Here is a 19749-nt window from a genome sequence, read left to right as displayed (position 1 = left end):
AAGAGGGTGCTTAGGCTGAGGGACAGCATGCCGATCTACGAATTTGAGGGAAACGTACCTGATATTGATTCCACCGCGTTTGTTCATCCGCTGGCGTCGGTCATTGGTGACGTCCGGATAGCGGCGGGCTGCTACATTGGTCCGTTTGCGTCGATCCGCGGTGACTTCGGTACGATTGTTATCGGGGAAGGCAGCAACGTGCAGGATAGCTGCACCTTGCATGTTGGACATGGCCGTCGATGCGAGCTTGCGCCGGAGTCCCATATCGGGCATGGGGCAGTCGTTCACGGTGCTTTCCTGCGACGCAACACCTTGATTGGCATGAATGCGGTCATCATGGACGACGCTGTTATCGGGGAGTCCTCGATCGTAGCTGCCTGCGCATTTGTGAAAGTCGGCTGGGAGGTGCCCCCTGGATGCCTTGTGGCTGGCATTCCGGCACGTGTGGTCCGTCGGCTTGAGCAGGGCGAGCTCCAGGGGAAAGCAAAGGCCACGCGCAAATACCAGGAGCTTGCGGTTGCTTGTCTTTCTACTTTGCGCGAGGTGAAGGTTGGCGACTAAGGGGGAACCTTTGGCGCCCAATCATTTGGGCGGTGCTGGCAAGGCCGCAGGGCTACCAGGCTTTGACGCCCGCTACTGCATAGACTTTACGACTCATCGATTCACAACACTGACAACTTTCGCCAACGAGCACAAGCAAGTGCAGCATGATGGCTAACAAGTTGGACCGAGGCGAGGAAGACCTGATAGGGAAGATGAACCATTGTGTTCGACGTGCATGTGAGGACCTCGCCAGCGAATTCCATTAGGGCCTGCAGGCAAATGCCGGCCTGCGCAAACGGTCCGGACATAAGCGTGCTGCCTATACCTGCCAGCCAACATCGAAAAATTGTTTGCAATCTGGGAGCGTCCACATAAGACTTTCCCTAAGATTGCGAGAACTGAGCCCAGTCCGATACAGAATGAAATATAAGCAGCACTAACGTCAACGTGTCCAACATTCCGAGATCGGTTCACGTTCGACGGGCACTATGTCGTGCGACTCGCCCATCAGGAATGACCTGTTGCAGTCGGCGACTGCGCGCAGGTAATCCCAGACGGCTGTGATGCGCCGCAGCTTGCGTAAAGCTTCGCGACAACATAGCCAGAAGCATCGCGTCACCCCGACTTCATCTGGCAGTACCGGCACCAGTTGCGGCTGCGGAGCAGGCATGAAGCCAGGCAGAATCGCCAGTGAATGGCCTTGCAGGGCAGCGAAATACTGGGAACGCCATTATCGAAATTCCCGCGCAAAGCGAACCCGTGAAGTACGAGGTCGACAAAAAGCTCGGACTGCTGCTGGTCGACCGGATCATGAGTGCGGGGATGCGCTATCCGCAGAACTACGGATTCATTCCGCGCACGCTCGCGAGAGATGGTGATCCGCTCGACATCATCGTGCTCGCGCCGTTCGCGCTTGAACGATTATCGCTGGTCGCGTGCCGGCCGGTTGGACTCCTGATAATGACGGACCAGGCCGGACCGGACGAGAAAGTCATTGCCGTCCCGATTGATGCGGTGTGTCCGGCGACGATATCTATCCAACGGCTCGAGGACATGGGGGACTACGCGCTGAACCAGCTCAGGTTCTTCTTCGAGCACTACAAGATGCTCGAACCTGACAAGTGGGTCACGTTCGAGGGCTGGGGTGATGTCGACGAGGCATATGACGCGATCCGGAACGCTGTGGCCGCCTTCCGCATGTGATTCAGGAGGACGACGTCAATCTGATTGGCCCGAAATGCGATTCCGAAGGGTCTCAATAATGCGCAGATAAAAAAAGTCTCCTCTTTGAAGGTTCCGATAGCGGGGCGAGCAGGCCGCAGCGATGTACCCGCTCATCGGAACCTGCAATTCAATTGTATCGACCCGCGCGCTTACCCGTGCCATGTTCTGACCTGCATCGCTGATCAACCGATCAACCGCGTTGACGAACTGCAGGCCTCGCGTATTGCCGGGAATCCAGCAAAGCCGCCTGATCCAACTCGCTGAAGTATCCACTCCCGGCTGACATCCGGATAGATCCCTTCCAGGACCGGTGATCGCGGATCACGATCTCACGCTATGTCCACGGGCCCGCATTATGCCGCCGGCCCGCGATTCGAGGCGCGGCGCTTCTGCCGGCGTGTCTGCTGCAACCCGAAATGGTTCGGATCAGGGAAAACCTTGATGGCTGATAGCGCGGAACCGACATAGTGTATCGATATACTAAATCGATACACTAAACCGATACACAAGGCCGCCATCCCCGTGGCCTCACAGGAGACAAAGCATGGCTTCGATTTCCCGGCGACAGTTTCTTCAGGTCGCCTCGGCTGCATCCGTGGCGGCTGTCACGGCGATTCCCACGGTGTCGCGCGCCCAGTCGCCGGTCACGCTGCGCTTTTCATCCTCGATGCCGGCCGACCAGAATGCCTCGCACTACGTGTGGTATCAACACTTTGCGGCGAACCTGAAAGCCAGCGTGGGCGACAACATCAGGATTGGCTATTTTCCTAACAGCCAGCTCGGCAAGGAAAGCGATGCGGTGCAACAGGTCAAGATCGGCGCCATCGACATGATGGCGGCGGGATCGTCCATCTGGGCCACGGTCGCACCGGAGTTGGGGATGCTCGACCTCGGCTTCCTGTTCGATAGCTACGCGCATGAAGCCGGAGTGCTGGATGGCTCGGTCGGGACAAGCCTGAACGAACTGCTGCAAAAGCGCTCCGGCTGCACCATCCTGACCTGGGCATCGCAATTCGGGGCACGCAGCGTATTCACCAAGAAGCCCGTGCGTTCGCTCGCCGAACTCAAGGGCGTCAAGTTGCGGGTACTGCCCACGCCCGCATTTATTGAGACTTTCAAGGTCATGGGCGCCGTCCCGACGCCGATCCAGTTTGGCGAACTGTACATGGCCCTGCAAACCGGTGTCGTCGACGGCCTCGAACACGACCCGGCGACAGTTCTCTCCAGCAAATTCAATGAAGTCGTGAAATCGTGCTGGCAGACCCGGCATGTCTTCAGTCCGCTGGTTGTGGTGATGGGCAAGCGTGCGATGGACAGGATTCCAGTCAATCTGCGCCCCGCGTTTCTTAAAGCCGTGAATGACGCCACCGCGCAACAGCGCGCGATAGCTACTGACAAGGCGAGGCAGGCAGAGCAGGAACTCAGGCAGCGGGGGATGACGTTCTATCCCATGGCGCAAGGCGAGCGCGACGCCGTGCACCGCGAACTGCAGAGCGGGTTGTACCAGAGCTTTGCCAGGCAATATCCGGCAACGGCGCCGCTTTTCTCCGCCATTGCTGCCGACAGGGGGTGAACCATGACTGCTTTCTCCGCTACGCCCGGGCCAGAAACGGAATTGCCCACGCCACCCGGATTCCGCCAGAACACGGCTTTGGGGCGCCCGCTGGCCGCTCTCATGCGAATGACGGAATACCTGTCCGGACTGGTGCTCGCAGCCGATGTGATCGTGGTGTTCGTATCGGTCATCTACCGCTATTTTCTGCATGATCCGGTGGACTGGGCCGAGGAAATCGCCAGCGCCCTGATGGTCGTCCTCGTCTTCTTCGGTGCCGCAACGGTGCTCGGGCGCAGCCAGCACGTGGGCGTGGATCTGTTCCGCGGGCTGCTGCCGGCACGATGGCAACCGGCGATGATTCATGCGGGCCACTGGATCATCGCGGGCGTGTCGATCAGTCTCTGCTTTTCGTCCTGTTTGCTGCTGGTCGATTCGTACGGGCAGACGACGCCGAGCGGTCTGCCGGGCTGGATCAACGTGTATCCGCTCGTGGTCGGCAGCCTGTTCATGACCCTGTTTGCCGTGGCGAACGCCGTCAATGGGACGATCCGGGTCGTGCTGGGATCATTGCTTGCGTGCGCGGCGCTGGCAGCGGCTGTCGTTGCCTGGAACACGTTCGTTCCCGGCAACGCGCTCAAACCCGGCCTTCTGCTCACCGCAGGATTTGTCGGCGGGCTGGTACTCGGGATGCCGATCTGCTTCGTGCTGGCCTTCTCGGCACTGCTTTACTTCCTCGCCGAGCCCAGCTTGCCGATGCTCGTCTATTCCCAGCAGGTGATGGCGGGAACGGATCATTTCGTGTTGCTCGCGGTACCGTTCTTTGTGCTTGCGGGGCTACTGATGGAATCCAATGGCATGTCGTCGCGGCTGATCGAACTGCTGCTGCGCGTATTCGGGCGCGTGCGCGGTGGTCTCGGACTGATCACCATCACCGCAACGGCGTTCTTCTCGGGCGTATCCGGTTCCAAGCTGGCGGACATTGCCGCGGTGGGCGGCGTCATCATGCCCGCGGTGCGGCAGACTGGCCAGGATCCGAACGAGGCGGCCGCCCTGCTGGCGTGCAGTGCGGTGATGGCCGAGACCATTCCGCCGTGCGTCAACATGATCATCATGGGCTTCGTAGCGAACATTTCCATCGCGGGGCTGTTCCTGGCCGGCCTCGTACCCGCCGCCGTGCTCGCGGTGTCGCTCGGCATCGTGGCGGTTGTGTTCGGCCGCAAGATCAACCCCGACGACGCCTTCGCACGCCGCAGGCCGCTGCTGCCGCTGCTTGGCGGTGCGCTCGTAGCCCTGATCATGATCACGATGATCGGCAAAGGGGTGACCTCCGGTGTGGCAACCTCGACCGAGGTGTCCGCGTTCGCCGTTGTCTACGCGCTGGTGGCGGGCTGGCTTGCGTTCCGCGAGTTGACGCTGCGATCCGTCACGCGTCTTTTCGTTCGCTCGGCATCCATGGCGGGCAGTATCCTGTTCATCGTTGCAGCGGCCTCCAGCGTATCGTTCGCTCTGACCATCGAGCAGATCCCCGGGCTGGTGTCGGACACGATGATGGCGTTCGGACACCACTATGGCGCCACGATGTTCCTGCTGCTGTCGGTGCTGATCGTGATCGTGTTCGGGGCGGTGCTGGAAGGCGCACCCGCGTTGATCATCTTCGGTCCGCTGCTGACACCCATTGCGCTGCAGTTGGGCATCAATCCGCTGCACTTTGGGACGGTCGTAGTGGTGGCGATGGGCTTCGGACTGTTCGCGCCCCCTGTCGGTTTGGGACTCTTTGCCACCTGCGCGATCACTGGGACGCATATGAAAGACGTGGCGCGCCCCATGCTGAAATACCTGGCGGTGCTCTTCATCACACTGGTGGTGCTGGTGCTGGTTCCCGCTTTCTCCCTGTGGCTGCCGACCCGACTGGGGCTGTAGCCGATTGACCGAGGATCCTGTGAGTACGATTCAAGACGTTGCCCGACACGCCGCCGTCTCGGTGAGCACGGTTTCCAATGTGCTCAACGGCCGCACCGACAGGATGCGCCAGGAGACGCTGGCGCGCGTCGAGGCGGCCATTACCGCGCTGCAGTTCCGGCCCAATACGCTGGCACGCCAACTCAAGACTGGCCAGACGCCGCTGCTCGGCCTGCTGGTTCCGTCCATTGCGAACCCGATGTACGGCTACATCGCCCGTGAGGTCGAGACGTTCGCACAGGAGCAGTACGGTTACCGGGTCCTGATCGGCAACACCTACCGCGACCAGGACAAGGAAGCGGCCTTCTTCGAGGATTTACTCGCACATGGTGTGCGGCGCGTGATTGTGATCTCGTCGCTCGCCGACGAGCGCCATCTCGAACGGGCGGTACAGCGCGGCATGGTGGTGGTGAGCTATGACCGGCGCGCCACGCCCGGCGAGTTATCCGATGTCGACCACGTCACGCCGGATAATTTCGAGGCCGCGGGTCTTGCCACTCGCTACCTGATCGCCCATGGCCACACACGCCTTGCCTTTGCCACGGTGGCGGGCATGACCATGAGTCGCAGCGACAAGATCAAGGGATTTCTGGCCGCCGCCGGTGACGCCGGCTTGCGCGAGCACGCCCGCGTGCTGGATGGGGGGCCGTTGAACGAGTATGGCGACGCGGTCCTCAGCGAAGTGGGCCGTGCCCTTGCTCAGCAGATGGTCAATGACCCGGAACCGCCCACCGGCATCGTCGCCGTCAACGACCTGATGGCGTTGGGACTCATGGCTGGCCTCCGCGAAGCGGGCCTGCGCGTGCCGGAGGATATGTCGATCGTCGGGATGGACGGTCTGTTCCTGTCCGCGATTTCCAACCCGGCGCTGACCACCGTGCAATTACCTGTGACCGAGATGGCGCGCGCGATGGTCGAGCGGGCCATGAGCCGACAGTCCGGGCAGGAGTCGAATGCCAGCGAACTGGTTTTTACCCCGACCCACCTGATCGAGCGCGAATCCGTTGCGCCGCCTCCGGGCCGGGTGCGGACACGGGCACACGCAACCGGCATGAAGCCACTGAAGGCCAAAAAATGAACACAGTGTTTGTCAGTCATCCCCGGGACATGCTGCAGCGGTACTTTGGTGACAGGGCACTCGCTGCCCTGCGGGCCATCGCCGACGTCAAGTTCAACCCCGAGCACCGCGAGCTCACGACCGGCGAGCTGGTTGCCGCAGCCCGTGGTAGCGACGTCATCATCGCGTACAGGCAAACCCCCGGGCCGCAGGCGCTGTTCAGCGCGCTGCCCGAGCTGGTCGCTTTCGTTCGCTGCGCGGTGGATATCCGCACGATCGATATCGATGCTGCGAGTGCACACGGCATCCTGGTCACGCAGGCCAGCGCCGGCTTCGTATCCGCGGTTTCGGAATGGGTCATCGCCATGATGCTCGACCTGGCGCGCGGCATCAGCGCTTATGCCGGGTCCTACCATCGCGGTGAGCCGCCCGCACCCGTCATGGGTCGCGAACTGCGTGGCGCCACGTTGGGTGTCATCGGCTACGGCCAGATTTCGCGCTACCTGTGCGACCTGGCGCTCGCGTTCGGCATGCGGGTGCTCGTGGCGGATCCATATGCAAGCGTCGAGCGCGAAGCGCTGCGTCAGGTTCAACTGCCGGTGCTGCTGGGCGAGTCCGATTTCGTGATATGCCTCGCGCCGCTCACTTCTGCGACGGAGAACCTGATGGATGCCCGAGCGTTTGCGTCGATGAAAGCGGGCGCCTGTTTCATCAATGCGGCGCGCGGTGAACTGGTCGATGAAGCCGCGCTGCTCGACGCGCTGGAGTCCGGACATCTCGCCGGTTCTGCGCTGGATGTGGGCCGCGCGCCCGACCAGATGCCGTCGCCCGCGCTGGCACAACATCCGCGCGTGATAGCGACACCGCATATCGGCGGACTCAGCCCGACAGCTATCGAACATCAGGCGCTCGAGACCGTCGCTCAGGTCGAAGCCCTCTTCCATGGGAAGATGCCAACCGGTGCGGTCAATGCGACGTACGCGACCCGGCTGCGCAAATTCGGGCATAGCGTTCAGGCAGGCAGCGGGCCCGGTTCCGGGGAACCCGGCCAGGCTCACGTGTTCCACAACGACTGAAACACTCATGGACGCGATCTCTGTTCAGGCCTACCCCGGTGCATGCGACTGCCATATCCACGTCTACGACGGCCGCTATCCACTCGCCACTCATGCAACCTTTCGCCCTCCGCACGCGCCCGTGGCGGCGTACCGCCAGGTGCAGCAGTCGCTCGGTCTGACACGCGTGATCGTCGTGCAACCGACCGGATACGGGTTCGACAACCGGTGCACGCTGGCCGCACTGGAACAGCTGGGGTCTGCCGCGCGCGGCATTGCGGTGGTACCGCCGGAGGTGACCGACGGGGAACTGGCGCGGCTGCATCAGGCCGGCGTGCGAGGCATCCGCTACATGATGCTGCCGGGTGGCCTGCTGCCCTGGGATAGTCTGGAAGCCGTGGCCGCCCGCATCGCGCCGCTCGGCTGGAACATCAACCTGCAGCTCGACGGGCGCGAGCTGCCGCTGCATGAGTCCGTCCTGAACCGACTGCCCGGCAGACTGGTCATCGATCACATTGGCAAGTTCCTGGAGCCCGTGCATCCCGACAGCGAAGCCTTCCAGTCCCTGCGTCGTCTGCTGGATCGCGGACAGTGCTGGATCAAGCTCTCGGCGCCGTACGAAACCTCCCGCGACGGCCCGCCGGACTATGACGACGTAGCGCTCCTTGCACGCACGCTGGCCGCGCACTACCCCGAACGCTGCCTGTGGGCGAGCAACTGGCCGCACCCCAACGTTCAGCCCCCGCCCTCCAATGCGCTATTGCTGGAATGGCTGATGCGATGTGCCGGTGATGAGCGGGCGCGGCGAAGGATACTGGTGGACAACCCCGCTGGGCTGTACGGGTTCTGACCCACCTGTAAGGACGGTGACCGGGACGGGCAACGTCACCGCGGACTAGCCCACCAACGCCCGCCGCCACGCGGCCGATGCGGTTCCCGAAGAAGCGATACCTGCCACCAGAAGGACTACTAAATTACATTTGGAGTATCAGCCATGCCTACCACCTCCACGCCACTGATCGCATCGATGCAGGTTATCCCGGTTGCCGGTCGCGATTCGATGCTGATGAAGATCCGCCAGACGCTCGAGGATGCGAAGCCGCTCGTCGTCGGGCGGTCGATCGGCGACTACCAGCGTGTGCTGCGCCACGTGCGCGAGCAGTTCGCGGATCGCGATGCCGGCGGGCGAAGCATGCAGACCTTCGACCTGCGCACCACGATCCATGTCGTCACCGCGCTGGAGTCGGCGTTGCTCGATCTGCTCGGCCAGCACCTCGATGTGCCGGTTGCAGCGTTGCTCGGCGAAGGCCAGCAGCGTGACGCGGTTGAGATGCTCGGCTACCTGTTCTATGTTGGTGACCGCAACGCCACCGATCTGCCGTACGACAGCGCGCCCGATGCGACCGACGAATGGCTGCGCCTGCGCCATGAGCCGGCGATGACCGCCGATGCCGTGGTGCGACTTGCCGAAGCCGCCCATGCGCGCTATGGGTTCAACGACTTCAAGCTGAAGGGCGGAGTGCTGCGCAGCGAGGAGGAAGTCGAAGCGGTCACGGCATTGCACGAACGGTTTCCCCAGGCGCGCGTCACGCTCGACCCGAACGGCGGCTGGCTGCTGAAGGATGCGGTCCGCCTGATGCGCGACATGCACGGCGTGCTCGCATATGCGGAAGACCCCTGCGGCGCTGAAGAGGGTTTCTCCGGGCGCGAGGTGATGGCCGAGTTCCGCCGCGCCACGGGTCTGCCGACGGCCACGAATATGGTTGCGACTGACTGGCGGCAGCTGACACATTCGCTTGCGCTCCAGTCAGTCGATATCCCGCTCGCCGACCCGCACTTCTGGACAATGGCCGGCGCGGTGCGTGTCGCGCAGACCTGCCGCGACTTCGGTCTCACCTGGGGCTCGCATTCGAACAACCATTTCGATGTCTCTCTGGCCATGTTCACGCATGTGGCGGCGGCCGCACCTGGCAAAGTGACGGCAATCGACACGCACTGGATCTGGCAGGACGGGCAGCGGCTGACGAAAAAGCCGTTGCAGATCATCGGCGGCCTAGTGCAGGTTCCCAGGCAACCGGGACTCGGCGTCGAGCTCGATATGGTGGAAGTCGAACGCGCGCACCAGCTCTACAAACAGTATGGCCTCGGGGCACGCGACGACGCGATGGCGATGCAGTACCTGATTCCCAATTGGCACTTCGACCCGAAGCGGCCGTGCATGGTGCGGTGACGCCCGCACGCCGCTTGACGTTTTCTGACCGCACATTTCAAACCCATTGATCCATCAAGGAGTGCATGTCATGGATAGCACGTCCACGCCGTACCGCAGCATCCCCAACCGCTTTCGTCAGGACCTGATCGCCGGGGAGCGCCTGATTGGTTGCTGGTGTTCACTGGGCAGCCCCATCACGACCGAGGTGCTCGGCCTCGCCGGCTTCGACTGGCTGCTGCTCGACTGCGAACACGCGCCCAACGATGTGAGCAGCCTCATCCCGCAACTGATGGCCCTGAAAGATAGTGTGAGCGCGCCGGTGGTTCGCCCGTCCTGGAACGACACGGTCGAGATCAAGCGCCTGCTCGACGCTGGCTTCTGCAACTTCCTCATTCCCTACATCGAAAGTGCCACTGAGGCGCAACGGGCCGTGGCCGCCACGCGCTACCCACCGCAGGGTGTACGTGGCGTGTCCGTCTCACACCGCGGCAATCGCTATGGCACGGTGCCCGACTATTTCAGGCAGGCGAACGATCACATCGCCGTGATGGTTCAGATCGAGAGCCGCGCCGGTGTCGCCGCCGTGCGGGACATCGCGCGCGTGGACGGCGTTGACGGCATCTTCGTTGGTCCTTCGGACCTGGCCGCCGGCCTCGGCCACCCGGGTGACATGCACCACGCGGAAGTGCAGGACGCGATTGCCGCGGTCTTCGCCGCCGCGAACGCGGCCGGCAAGCCCGCAGGCATCCTCTCACCGGTCGAGGCCGATGCGCATCGCTATCTGGCAATGGGTGCGACCTTTGTCGCCGTCGGCAGCGACCTCGGTGTATTCCGCATGGCGACGCAGCTGCTTGGAGACAAGTTTAAGGGACCGGACGTCGTGCCGATCGAAGCGCAGTACTGACCACTCACAGGGAGATTTTCGATGAAACTCGGATTCATAGGACTTGGCATCATGGGCGCGCCGATGGCGGGCCACCTCATCCAGGCCGGACACGATCTCTTCGTGAACACCCAGGGCAAAATGCCAGAGGACATTGCCCGGAGTTCCGCAACGAACTGTCCCAACGCGGCCGACGTTGCACGCTAGGCCGACATCATCTTCATGATGGTGCCCGACACGCCCGACGTAGAGACCGTCCTGTTTGCCGCGAACGGTGTGGCCGCCGGCCTGTCGGGACCGGGCAAGACCGTGGTCGACATGAGCTCAGTCAGCCCGATGGCCACGAAGGAATTCGCGAGGAGGATCAATGAACTCGGCTGCGACTACCTCGACGCGCCCGTTTCCGGGGGGGAAGTGGGCGCCCGGGCCGCGAGCCTGACCATCATGGTGGGTGGCCCTCAGACGACGTTTGATCGCGTCAAACCGCTGTTCGAACTTATGGGCAGAAACATCACCCTCGTCGGCGGCAATGGCGACGGCCAGACCTGCAAGGTCGCCAACCAGATCATCGTCGCGCTGAACATCGCGGCCGTTGGCGAAGCCCTGCTCTTCGCCAGCAAGGCCGGGGCTGACCCAGGCAGGGTGCGCGAGGCATTGATGGGTGGTTTTGCGGCAAGCCGCATCCTCGAAGTGCACGGCGACCGCATGATCAGGCGCACCTTCGAGCCCGGCTTCCGGATCAGGCTGCACCAGAAGGACCTGAATCTCGCACTTTCGGGCGCGCGCGAGCTTGGTGTCGCGTTACCGCAGACGGCGAATGCCGCACAGCTGATGCAGACCTGCGCGGCATATGGTTTCGCCGAACTGGATCACTCGGCCATCGTGCGCGCGCTGGAGATCATGGCCGCGCACGAGGTTGGCTCGTAGGCGAAACGGAAGCCCCGCATCCGGGCTTCCGGATCGGACCTGGTTGGGGATGCGGTCCTGCTGGTTTCCCAGCGTCGTACGCGACGCGGCAGGGTCATAGGGGTTGCCGGCGCAGAACACGGTCGCCACCTTGCACCGAGACGATGTCGGGTGCAGGGCGGGCACTACTGTGCGTGCAAACCAAACGCGGGTGCTGTAAAGCTTGCGGCCATGACTTGCCCGTGGGCGGCCAAGAAGAAGCTGTACGGTGGGCTGTCCTCTCCGAAAAACCCGCAATCGGAAGTAGCCGCCGTGAAAGCACTGCCGGACCTGATTGCAATATGATCGTGTCCGTCCATCGGGAGCGTCATATTCCGAGTGTGCGCGCCTCATGGCGGTCCGCCAATCCCGCAGCAGTCAATGCATGTTGCTGTCGTCGTGAATCACCACCCATGCTTTGGGCAGGTACAGTAATTCGTTGTGAAATCGTCGACATCTACAAGGAACAGGCCACATGTCATCGAGATGTCTGAGGTTTCTGATTGCGCCGCTCATTGCCTTGTCGTGCCAGCTGGCGGTCGGCGCCAGCAGCGCGCCCAGCGCCGATCAGATTGAGGCGGGCAAATATCTGGCGATTGCGGCCGACTGCATCGCCTGTCACACCGTGGCGGGCGGCAAGCCGTACGCGGGTGGATTGCCGATGCCGTTGCCGATGGGCAATATCTATTCGAGCAACATCACGCCGGACAAGGCCACCGGAATTGGAAACTATTCGCTGGACGATTTCAAAAAAGTCCTGCGTAAAGGGGTGACGCCGGATGGAAGAAATCTCTATCCGGCGATGCCATATCCGTCGTATACGAAGCTGAGCGATCAGGATATCGCAGGCCTGTACGCGTATTTCATGCACGGCGTCGAGCCAGTGAAGCAACCGAACCGCGCGCCGAGCTTCCCATGGCCGCTGACGATGCGCTGGCCGCTCAAGATTTGGAACCTGCTGTTTCTGGACGAAGGCGCCTATGTGGCCAGGCCCTACCGCGACGCGCAATGGAACCGCGGCGCCTATCTGGTGCAGGGAGCCGCGCATTGCGGCACCTGCCACACGCCGCGCGGCATCGGCATGCAGGAGAAGGCCTATGACGAAGCTGGATCCGGCTATCTCGCCGGCGCTGAACTGGGCGGCTGGCAGGCGTTCAACATCACCAGCGACCGTAACGCGGGGGTCGGCATCTGGACGACCCAGCAGATCGTCCAGTATCTGCGGACGGGCAATGTGCCCGGGCGGGCGCAGGCAGCGGGACCGATGGGCGAAGCCGTCGAGCACAGCTTCAGCAAGCTGGCCGACAGCGACCTCACTGCCATCGCCGCGTACATCAGGACCGTTCCGGCTGCAACCGGCCTTGACCGGAAGCCGCGTTCCGAACAGGGCCGCCCCGCCGACAGCTATGTCGCGATCCGCACGAGCGCCAGTATGCACAGCCCGGTGCCCGACGGTGCCGTGCTTTATCTGAATCATTGCGCCAGTTGTCACGGCATGATGGGCATGGGTACAAAAGACGGCTTCTTCCCTTCCATGCTGAAAAACAGCTCGGTGGGCACCACCAGCGCCCGCAACCTGATCCAGGTGATCCTGCACGGCGCGAGTGTCAATAATGGCGCCACACACTATTTCATGCCTGCTTTCCAGACCGAACTCAGCGACGACGACGTTGTGAAACTGGTCGACTATCTTTCCAACCAGTTCGGCAACGGCGAACTCCGGGCGAGCGACTCTGACATCGCGAAAGCCCGGACGGCACCGGCGCACTAGAAGGAGTACCCGCAATGTCCCGTTTCGATCGTTCCCGGGTGACGGATCCGCAACGACGCCGCCTCCTGAAGCTCTCGGCAACCGCCGCGCTGACTGTCGCCATGCCGCTCGATGCGCTTTCGGAAAGCAGCGCTACACACGGCGCTGCCGCGCATGCAACCTTCGCGAGCGTGGCGGCATTCCTGACTCGGCGCAACGCGTTGCCCGATCTTTACGTCCGTTCCGTCCATCAGGGCCTGATTGCCCAGGACAGCAGCTTTCCGGCACGCCTCAACGCATTGTCCGCCGCCATCGCCTCGCTGCGTTCAGCCGATGTCGGTGCGCTGATCCCGGCCCTGGCCGGCACATCCTCCGATGCCCGCAAGACCGCCCTGGCGATCATCGAGGCTTTCTACACCGGCAGTGTAGGACGAGGCGAGCATGCGCGCATGGTCGGGTACGAGACAGCGCTCATGTTCGAACCCACCGCCGATGTCACCGTCATCCCATCATACATTCGCGCCCGGCCGGAATACTGGTCGGCGCGTCCCGACGTCGATGCTTCCTGAACCCCATTTCCGATCAGGCAAAGAAACATGACCCGCGAATATGACGCAGACGTGATCGTGATTGGTGGCGGCATTCTGGGTGGGGCGGTCGCCGCCTCGCTGTCCCAGCAGCGAAAATCAGTCATCGTTCTCGAATCCGGACCCGACGTGAGGCGGGCAAGCCTCGTCAGTGCGTTTCGCAACTACGGCAACAAGTCCGATTACAACGGCCCTTATCCGGACCAGCCGTGGGCGCCCAAATCGTCGACCGGCAAGTACTCCGACCAATACATCGAGAGCGTCGGTCCCATCCTGCAGAAGCCGTCCTATCTGCGCCTCGTGGGCGGCACCACCTGGCACTGGGGTGGCGCGACGTGGCGTATGCTGCCCAACGACTTCAGGCTGCACAGCCTGTATGGGCAGGGGCGCGACTGGCCGGTCGGCTATGACGAGCTGGAGCCATGGTACCAGCTCGCGGAAGAGCAGATTGGCGTGTCGGGTTCGGATACCGATGATCAGAGCGGCCAGGGAGGACAGCCGTTCCCGCATCGCTCGAAGCCGTACCCGATGAAACAGCAGCCGTGGGCCTATCTGACCCAGCAGGTCGCCGACAAGGTGTCGACCATCGGCCATCAGTTCGTTGACGAACCGAACGCGCGCGCAACGCGTCCGTACGCGGGCCGCCCCACCTGCGCGGGCAACAACAACTGCGCACCCATCTGTCCGATCGGCGCGCAGTTCTCGGGAGATCGTCCGGTCTACTGGGCCGTCGACCAGGGTGCGAAACTCCTGACCAACGCGGTGGTGTACCGGATCGAACGGGGCGCCGACCGGAAAATTACCGCCGTGCACTACAAGACGCCTGACGGCAAGAGTGTGCGGCTGACGGCTCGCTATTTCGTCATCGCGGCGCACGGCGTCGAAACGCCGAAGCTGCTCCTGATGTCCGGCATCGCGAATTCGTCCGGCCAGGTCGGCCGCAACATGATGGGACATACCGGCCGATCGATCGCGATGCTGGTCAAGGACCCACTGTGGGCGGGACGCGGACCGACACAGCAGGGCAGCATCAATACCCGGCGGGATGGCACGTTCAGGAGCGAGCATGGTTCGATCCGCCATTTCCTGGATAACACCGTGCCCAACGAAATCATCGCCCGACGCCTGATCGACCAGGGTGTGGTCGGCAAGGAACTCGACGAGCGCATCCGCCACGATGCAGCCCGCTACCTGAAGATCGCCAGCTACGTCGAAGTTCTGCCGGATGCGCGCAACCGCGTCACGTTGAGTGCGAACAAGGACGCGCTGGGGCTGCCAAAACCACAGACGACATACGACATGTTCGATTATTCGCTGCGCGCGCTGCCCCGCCTGCTTGGCGACTACGGTGACTTCCAGCGCGTGTTCAACGCGAGCGACGTGCTGAACGACGTCAACGCCTGGGTGCCAAGTTCGCACATCATGGGCAACGATCCGAAGGATTCGGTTGTCGACCGGGATTGCCGCACCCACGACCACGCCAATCTCTTCATCGCGGGCACGGGCGTCCATCCCAGCTCGTCGGTGGTGAATCCCACGCTCACCGGCTATGCGTTGGCCCTGCGGATGGCGAAGCTTATTGGCGCAGAAGTGTAAAGCGGGCGGAGTGAGGTAAGACAGGCGCCAACCGGGACTGCTAAAAAAACGTGGGGTTTTCGGCAGCTCTAGCATTGAACCTCGCCAGTGCCTACGTCGAGGTCCGCGATGTAACTTGTTATTTGCGTCGAGCTGATTGCCGACTGGGGTGATGTAAATAAGGTGTTGTCAACTTGCCGAGCGTGAGACGAAAAGCCGGCAGGTGTGCTTATCGTTTAGAAGCCGGTCGACGGATTTTGGACTCGGTCTCGTAACACGCGAGCCGGTGGGCGTCGTTGCTGCTGTCGTACCGTGGAATTTCCCCGCGCTCATCGCGATATGGAAATGTGCGTCGGCGCTCGCCTGCGGCAACAACGTCGTGCTTAAGCCCTCGGAGAAATCGCCTCTCAGTGCAATCAACTGGTGGAGCAGTTCAAGATCGCCGAATATGCGGTCGAGACCACCTTGGCGCACGCTCATGAGACGGGGGAGTGGCGGCTCGCGTCTGAGGTAATCAGCGACTTTGAAGCGCTGCGGGCGCTGTATGACGCCCAGCTCGCAAGGGCTCCTCTTCACGAAGTAGTCGAAGCGGAGCGGATTTTTGAAGGGAACGGACCATTCCCCGATCCCGTAATCGACGTATCGGCAAGCCTTGGCAGATTGCGATTCAGGCGGAGCACTTGCCGAAGAGGTCGTTGCATTATTGATTTCGGATGCCGATAAATTTTGGATTCCGAAATTTTACATAATTAAAGTGATCGACATTCGACAGACATCGCAATCCTATATTTGCAAAGCCGGAGAGGTTACAGTTTGTGCAGGAGGCTGCTGCACAAATTCTGGATTCGGCCATGCCTTCAGGTTGCGCGGTGACAATATGCGCAGGGCGGGGAGGGCTGGCTTGCGCTGGATCAGTGTGGCGACACGCTCTTCAAGTTTCTGATGATCGAAACGTCGAAGGGGAGGATTGCCTGTCTCACGAGGCCACGATGAAGCGTCTCGAATTGACGATTGGTGACCTGCCAAGGTGTGGATGCCGTGAGCATGGAGGCTGACTGGTCGCTGGAGGAGCCTGAGCAGCCGTCAACTCCGTTACCATCGCCTAGTATGTGAATCCGAAATCAGTAGCTCAAACCCACCAGTTCTCTTCGGAGCCTGGCGGGTTTTTCTTTGCCTGCGGGGCGCGGGCTACATACAGCGGTGGAGTCGCTCAGCCGTTCAGTTGCGACTCGACGTTCAGGACGATCCGTGCGACCGGGTTGTTGTCTGCGGATTGCGGCGCGAACTTGATCTGGGCGAAGGTGACGATACCGAGAGCGACGACCAGGAGTGCTCCAGACGCGGCGATGCGGGGAAGGTATTTCACAGGGGCCTCATTTTGATGATGTAGACAGAAACTGGGCGTAGCTGACAGGCGTAACGATTCACCTTCAGCGGCATGTCTGTCCGCAACCCGGCAACGCCGGACGCGGTCGTCAGATCGCACTTGCCGATCGGACGGAGCTTGTGCAGTGCACTATAAATGGTTTATCCGTGCGCCCAGTGCGACATCCTGTCGCGAGCGGATGCTTAATTGCTTGAGCGTTTCGTGTATGAGAGATTTCTGTAAGCAGTAACGTGCCGTCATGCTAGGTGGGCGATTCTCGCAGGCACGGACGATGTCGAGGTGGCCGCCTCGACAGTCTCCCCGCTGGAGCCCGCTAGATTGAAGATAGGTTTGCGGACGGTATCAATTGCGCTATCATTAGGTATCAACTGATACTTTAGTCGGGAGTCGCATGTCCCTGATTACGCCTGAAGCAGTGGCCGCGGTCATGGAACTGCGGCAGGTCCCGCACACGCTCGCGGAACTCGAGGCACTTGTCCGCGACGGCCTGCCCAAGTCCGCGCTGCGCGCGGGCGTCGAACATGCGACGCAGGGTGCCGACGCCCGGCGTGCGCTACTTGCCCGCATCATCCCCGAAGCGACCTATAAGCGGCGTCGCGATCGGCTGACGCCAGACGAATCGGAAAAGACTGAGCGGCTGGCCAGGATCGTCGCGACGACGGCCTACGTCTGGAACGACGAAGAGGACGCGCGGGAATTCCTGTCGACGCCGCACCCGGAGCTCGAAGGGCGGGCGCCGCTCGATGTTGCGCTGACCGAGCTCGGCGCGCGCCGGGTCGAAGAGCTGCTCTGGAAACTGTTTTATGGGTTGCCGGCGTGAAGTTGTTTCGAATCGCCGACACTCGACACACGGTCTGGAGTGGCACCGGCGCGATGCTGGTGGGCGGCCGCTTCAATAGCCCGGGGCGACCGGTCATCTACGCCGCGTCGACCTTCGCCGGTGCGATGCTCGAGATTCTGGTTCATGCGCGCATCGGCAAGGTACCGAAGACACACGGATGGGTTGAAGCAGCGGTTCCCGACGATATTCGCGTCGAACGCCATTCGGCCGAATCGTTGCCGAGGGGATGGGATGCGCCAGCACTGCAGGCGGCAAGGGAGTTCGGCGACGCTTGGCTGACCGAGTCGCATACGGCGCTCCTGATCGTACCTTCCGTCGTCGTCCGTGCAGAATTCAACGTGCTGGTCAATCCCGCACACCCCGACGCGACGCGGATTGTCGTGACCGAGCCGCAACCCGTGGTGTGGGACGAACGCCTCTTTGTGATGCCGTCGGTCGGACACTCCTAGATTATGATGGTGGTCGACTAGCCTTACCTCGACGCTTTGCTCCTCGAGGGAGATGACCCGGGCGTCGCTTCTGGTTTAGTTCGCACTCGCCGCTCGCAATGGCCAGTGCAGCGCCGTCTTTATTCTCCTTGTCTGGTTGCCAGAGCCGACACGGCTGTCAGTTTTTGTCAATCGCCCTGACGATTTGACATAACATAATTTATCAACAAAAGCACGATCGTGCTTTTTACGTTTTTATCAGACCACATCGCCGTAACAGTCATCGTCAGCAGACGGTCGGTCACCGAGTCACGAAGTCGCTGACGGTCAGCCGCATCGGTTCGTCGGGTCGCGCAAGTAACTTTCTTTGGGCGACCGCGACGATGCGGTTGCGACCATTTTCAAACGTCCTGAGTGTGCGCGTTGCGTCGGCGGTACGCGGTAACCAGAAATGCTCTTCGAGTGCGTCACGCGCAATTGCGCCTTCGACCTCGCGGCCGCGGATCGACAGCATGAAAACCACGGTGCGTCCGTCCGGCGAGACGGCGGGCGCGCGATCAAGAACTTCCATGACGTACCTCGACAATATCCTTCGCGGTCCTTGTATTTGTACTGCGCCGCGCAGCGATAAATCTACCAGAAGTTGAAAGCAGCGCAATCGTCAATGCCGCAACGGTTCCACTTCACAGGTATCCGTTATCGATAACCGCCAAGCGACGTACGTGTCCACTAATTTTTCAGGCGGCTGACGTGTTGGAGGCGGGTTTGTGTTTTGAGGTGTACGCAAGCGAGACAAACGGTTAGTTGCGTATTGAAAATCAGCATTCTCCGTTATGGTGAGCTTTTTCGGGAGTGCGCGTGTACCACCATCTGGCGAGTGGTCCGGCACCACAACGTGAAGACACCTACCTATAAGACTGAATTTACCAGCGAGAACGCAATAGTCGTTTCTGGAGAAGCGTTCGTAGATCGCGGCGCGTATCGGTGACGACGTGAATGTAAATCGTGTCATCGCGCACCTCATAAATAACCCGATTCTGGCCACTCAACGCTTCCCGGAAATTCAGACCGCCGAAATCTGCAAGCTCAGCCGGGACATAACCGCTCTGTGGGAACTGCCTGATATTGCTAAACGTGACGGTCAATTCCGTGGACGTCTGCTTCCACGGCCCGGCGCCGAAGCTTTTGAGGATGTAGCGACGCAAATCCTTTGTATCCTCCTGCGCCTCGTCGAGAATCAGAAGCTTCAGCTTCGCCTGCCCCATCAGCGGATTTTCTCATTCCGATCAAGATCGTCGAGTTCGGCAAGAAACTCATCAGCATCCTTGAATTTCCCCTGCTTGATGTCCTTCTGGCCCAATGCCAGGATCTTGAGCAACGCCAGCGTTTGCTGGGTGTCTTCGTAGCTTTGCACGTCCTGCACGACGAGCTTCGCCTCGCCATTCTGCGTAATGAGCAGCGGCTCGCCAGAAGCGGTCAAATCCTTGACGATCTGCGCGGCGTCGCTTTTCAGGTAGCTGATTGGCTTTACGTGGTCTGCCAGGCGCATGTCTGATCCTCCGTTGGTCGCGTCGTTCAGACCGAATATAGGCTAAATTCAGTTTTATGCAAAGCCCTGAATCCGGCTGGGCCGCCCGTGATCTGTCATCGGGGCTCGATTTGCCCTTTCCACAAAATACGCTGCAGTTCGACACCATTCATTGGTCGCCATGAATACGCCGCCCTCTCCTGCATCGTCCGCCTCCGCA

18 protein-coding genes and 3 pseudogenes are annotated in these 19749 nt (G+C 61.5%); 16 read left to right on the top strand and 5 right to left on the bottom strand.

Annotation, left to right across the window (positions count from 1 at the left end; all coding sequences use genetic code 11):
• The first annotated feature begins 27 nt into the window (after window positions 1–27).
• Complete coding sequence (locus HHL24_RS35805) at window positions 28–561, top strand: gamma carbonic anhydrase family protein (RefSeq protein WP_169490001.1); 534 nt, start codon at window positions 28–30, stop codon at window positions 559–561.
• A gap of 424 nt (window positions 562–985) precedes the next feature.
• Here HHL24_RS35805 and HHL24_RS44295 read toward each other — a convergent pair.
• Window positions 986–1267, bottom strand: a pseudogene (locus HHL24_RS44295) (hypothetical protein); the annotation flags it as partial.
• On the opposite strand from HHL24_RS44295, the gene ppa reads away from it, so the two are divergent.
• The 13 genes and pseudogenes from ppa to HHL24_RS35735 form a co-directional block, all read left to right on the top strand.
• Window positions 1234–1746 carry an inorganic diphosphatase gene (gene ppa / locus HHL24_RS35795; protein WP_169490000.1) on the top strand — a complete coding sequence of 171 codons (513 nt, stop codon included), beginning with the start codon at window positions 1234–1236 and terminating at the stop codon, window positions 1744–1746. The pseudogene HHL24_RS44295 and the gene ppa sit on opposite strands and share 34 nt — an antisense overlap.
• 565 nt (window positions 1747–2311) lie before the next feature.
• Window positions 2312–3340: a TRAP transporter substrate-binding protein gene (locus HHL24_RS35790; RefSeq protein ID WP_169489999.1), complete on the top strand. Its 1029-nt coding sequence runs from the start codon at window positions 2312–2314 to the stop codon at window positions 3338–3340.
• 3 nt (window positions 3341–3343) lie between these two features.
• Window positions 3344–5242, top strand: coding sequence for a TRAP transporter large permease (locus HHL24_RS35785; RefSeq protein WP_169489998.1), 1899 nt, complete (start codon window positions 3344–3346; stop codon window positions 5240–5242).
• Between the two features lie 19 nt (window positions 5243–5261).
• Window positions 5262–6359, top strand: coding sequence for a LacI family DNA-binding transcriptional regulator (locus HHL24_RS35780; RefSeq protein ID WP_169489997.1), 1098 nt, complete (start codon window positions 5262–5264; stop codon window positions 6357–6359).
• Entirely contained in the window at window positions 6356–7414 is a 1059-nt protein-coding gene (locus HHL24_RS35775; RefSeq protein WP_169489996.1) for a hydroxyacid dehydrogenase, read from the top strand. The genes HHL24_RS35780 and HHL24_RS35775 overlap by 4 nt, the downstream gene beginning before the upstream one ends.
• A 7-nt stretch (window positions 7415–7421) precedes the next feature.
• Entirely contained in the window at window positions 7422–8243 is an 822-nt protein-coding gene (locus HHL24_RS35770; protein ID WP_169489995.1) for an amidohydrolase family protein, read from the top strand.
• Window positions 8244–8387: 144 nt separating this feature from the next.
• Window positions 8388–9623 (top strand): enolase C-terminal domain-like protein, encoded by a 1236-nt coding sequence (locus HHL24_RS35765; protein ID WP_169489994.1) that lies wholly within the window; start codon window positions 8388–8390, stop codon window positions 9621–9623.
• Window positions 9624–9693: 70 nt separating this feature from the next.
• Window positions 9694–10509, top strand: coding sequence for a 2-dehydro-3-deoxyglucarate aldolase (garL, locus tag HHL24_RS35760; protein ID WP_169489993.1), 816 nt, complete (start codon window positions 9694–9696; stop codon window positions 10507–10509).
• A gap of 21 nt (window positions 10510–10530) precedes the next feature.
• Window positions 10531–11415, top strand: a pseudogene (glxR, locus tag HHL24_RS35755) (2-hydroxy-3-oxopropionate reductase).
• Between the two features lie 493 nt (window positions 11416–11908).
• Entirely contained in the window at window positions 11909–13204 is a 1296-nt protein-coding gene (locus tag HHL24_RS35750) for a cytochrome c (protein ID WP_169489992.1), read from the top strand.
• Window positions 13205–13218: 14 nt separating this feature from the next.
• Window positions 13219–13752 carry a sugar dehydrogenase complex small subunit gene (locus HHL24_RS35745; protein WP_169489991.1) on the top strand — a complete coding sequence of 178 codons (534 nt, stop codon included), beginning with the start codon at window positions 13219–13221 and terminating at the stop codon, window positions 13750–13752.
• A 27-nt stretch (window positions 13753–13779) separates the two neighbouring features.
• Window positions 13780–15366: a GMC family oxidoreductase gene (locus HHL24_RS35740; RefSeq protein ID WP_169489990.1), complete on the top strand. Its 1587-nt coding sequence runs from the start codon at window positions 13780–13782 to the stop codon at window positions 15364–15366.
• Between the two features lie 241 nt (window positions 15367–15607).
• A pseudogene (locus tag HHL24_RS35735) lies at window positions 15608–15763 on the top strand (aldehyde dehydrogenase family protein); the annotation flags it as partial.
• Window positions 15764–16555: 792 nt separating this feature from the next.
• Here the strand turns inward: HHL24_RS35735 and HHL24_RS35730 are convergent.
• The gene (locus HHL24_RS35730; protein ID WP_158608233.1) at window positions 16556–16711 is read right to left on the bottom strand and encodes a hypothetical protein; all 156 of its coding nucleotides are present in this window, start codon (window positions 16709–16711) and stop codon (window positions 16556–16558) included.
• 412 nt (window positions 16712–17123) lie between these two features.
• Here HHL24_RS35730 and HHL24_RS35725 point away from each other — a divergent pair, with 412 nt between their 5' ends.
• The gene (locus HHL24_RS35725) at window positions 17124–17552 is read left to right on the top strand and encodes an antitoxin Xre/MbcA/ParS toxin-binding domain-containing protein (protein WP_046565320.1); all 429 of its coding nucleotides are present in this window, start codon (window positions 17124–17126) and stop codon (window positions 17550–17552) included.
• On the top strand, window positions 17549–18022 hold the full coding sequence (locus HHL24_RS35720) for an RES family NAD+ phosphorylase (RefSeq protein WP_169489989.1): 474 nt from the start codon (window positions 17549–17551) through the stop codon (window positions 18020–18022). The genes HHL24_RS35725 and HHL24_RS35720 overlap by 4 nt, the downstream gene beginning before the upstream one ends.
• A 280-nt stretch (window positions 18023–18302) precedes the next feature.
• Here HHL24_RS35720 and HHL24_RS35715 read toward each other — a convergent pair whose 3' ends face one another.
• From HHL24_RS35715 to HHL24_RS35705, 3 genes are all read right to left on the bottom strand, one after another.
• Complete coding sequence (locus HHL24_RS35715; RefSeq protein WP_169489988.1) at window positions 18303–18572, bottom strand: DUF1488 family protein; 270 nt, start codon at window positions 18570–18572, stop codon at window positions 18303–18305.
• A gap of 352 nt (window positions 18573–18924) precedes the next feature.
• Complete coding sequence (locus HHL24_RS35710) at window positions 18925–19266, bottom strand: type II toxin-antitoxin system RelE/ParE family toxin (RefSeq protein ID WP_169489987.1); 342 nt, start codon at window positions 19264–19266, stop codon at window positions 18925–18927.
• The gene (locus tag HHL24_RS35705; RefSeq protein WP_169489986.1) at window positions 19266–19550 is read right to left on the bottom strand and encodes a type II toxin-antitoxin system Phd/YefM family antitoxin; all 285 of its coding nucleotides are present in this window, start codon (window positions 19548–19550) and stop codon (window positions 19266–19268) included. Before HHL24_RS35705 ends, HHL24_RS35710 begins: the two co-directional genes overlap by 1 nt.
• Window positions 19551–19749 lie beyond the last annotated feature (199 nt).

It is taken from the genome of Paraburkholderia polaris, assembly GCF_012927345.1.
GTDB classification, from domain to species: Bacteria; Pseudomonadota; Gammaproteobacteria; order Burkholderiales; family Burkholderiaceae; genus Paraburkholderia; species Paraburkholderia polaris.
This window is presented reverse-complemented; position numbering and strand designations above follow the sequence as displayed.

Bases quoted from the DNA above. Each gene is read 5' to 3' on its own strand.
- HHL24_RS35805 (WP_169490001.1), top strand. From the start codon at position 28: ATGCCGATCTACGAATTTGAGGGAAACGTACCTGATATTGATTCCACC.
- HHL24_RS35790 (WP_169489999.1), top strand. From the start codon at position 2,312: ATGGCTTCGATTTCCCGGCGACAGTTTCTTCAGGTCGCCTCGGCTGCA.
- HHL24_RS35785 (WP_169489998.1), top strand. From the start codon at position 3,344: ATGACTGCTTTCTCCGCTACGCCCGGGCCAGAAACGGAATTGCCCACG.
- HHL24_RS35775 (WP_169489996.1), top strand. From the start codon at position 6,356: ATGAACACAGTGTTTGTCAGTCATCCCCGGGACATGCTGCAGCGGTAC.
- HHL24_RS35770 (WP_169489995.1), top strand. From the start codon at position 7,422: ATGGACGCGATCTCTGTTCAGGCCTACCCCGGTGCATGCGACTGCCAT.
- HHL24_RS35765 (WP_169489994.1), top strand. From the start codon at position 8,388: ATGCCTACCACCTCCACGCCACTGATCGCATCGATGCAGGTTATCCCG.
- garL (WP_169489993.1), top strand. From the start codon at position 9,694: ATGGATAGCACGTCCACGCCGTACCGCAGCATCCCCAACCGCTTTCGT.
- HHL24_RS35750 (WP_169489992.1), top strand. From the start codon at position 11,909: ATGTCATCGAGATGTCTGAGGTTTCTGATTGCGCCGCTCATTGCCTTG.
- HHL24_RS35745 (WP_169489991.1), top strand. From the start codon at position 13,219: ATGTCCCGTTTCGATCGTTCCCGGGTGACGGATCCGCAACGACGCCGC.
- HHL24_RS35740 (WP_169489990.1), top strand. From the start codon at position 13,780: ATGACCCGCGAATATGACGCAGACGTGATCGTGATTGGTGGCGGCATT.
- HHL24_RS35725 (WP_046565320.1), top strand. From the start codon at position 17,124: ATGTCCCTGATTACGCCTGAAGCAGTGGCCGCGGTCATGGAACTGCGG.
- HHL24_RS35715 (WP_169489988.1), bottom strand. From the start codon at position 18,572: ATGGAAGTTCTTGATCGCGCGCCCGCCGTCTCGCCGGACGGACGCACC.
- HHL24_RS35710 (WP_169489987.1), bottom strand. From the start codon at position 19,266: ATGGGGCAGGCGAAGCTGAAGCTTCTGATTCTCGACGAGGCGCAGGAG.
- HHL24_RS35705 (WP_169489986.1), bottom strand. From the start codon at position 19,550: ATGCGCCTGGCAGACCACGTAAAGCCAATCAGCTACCTGAAAAGCGAC.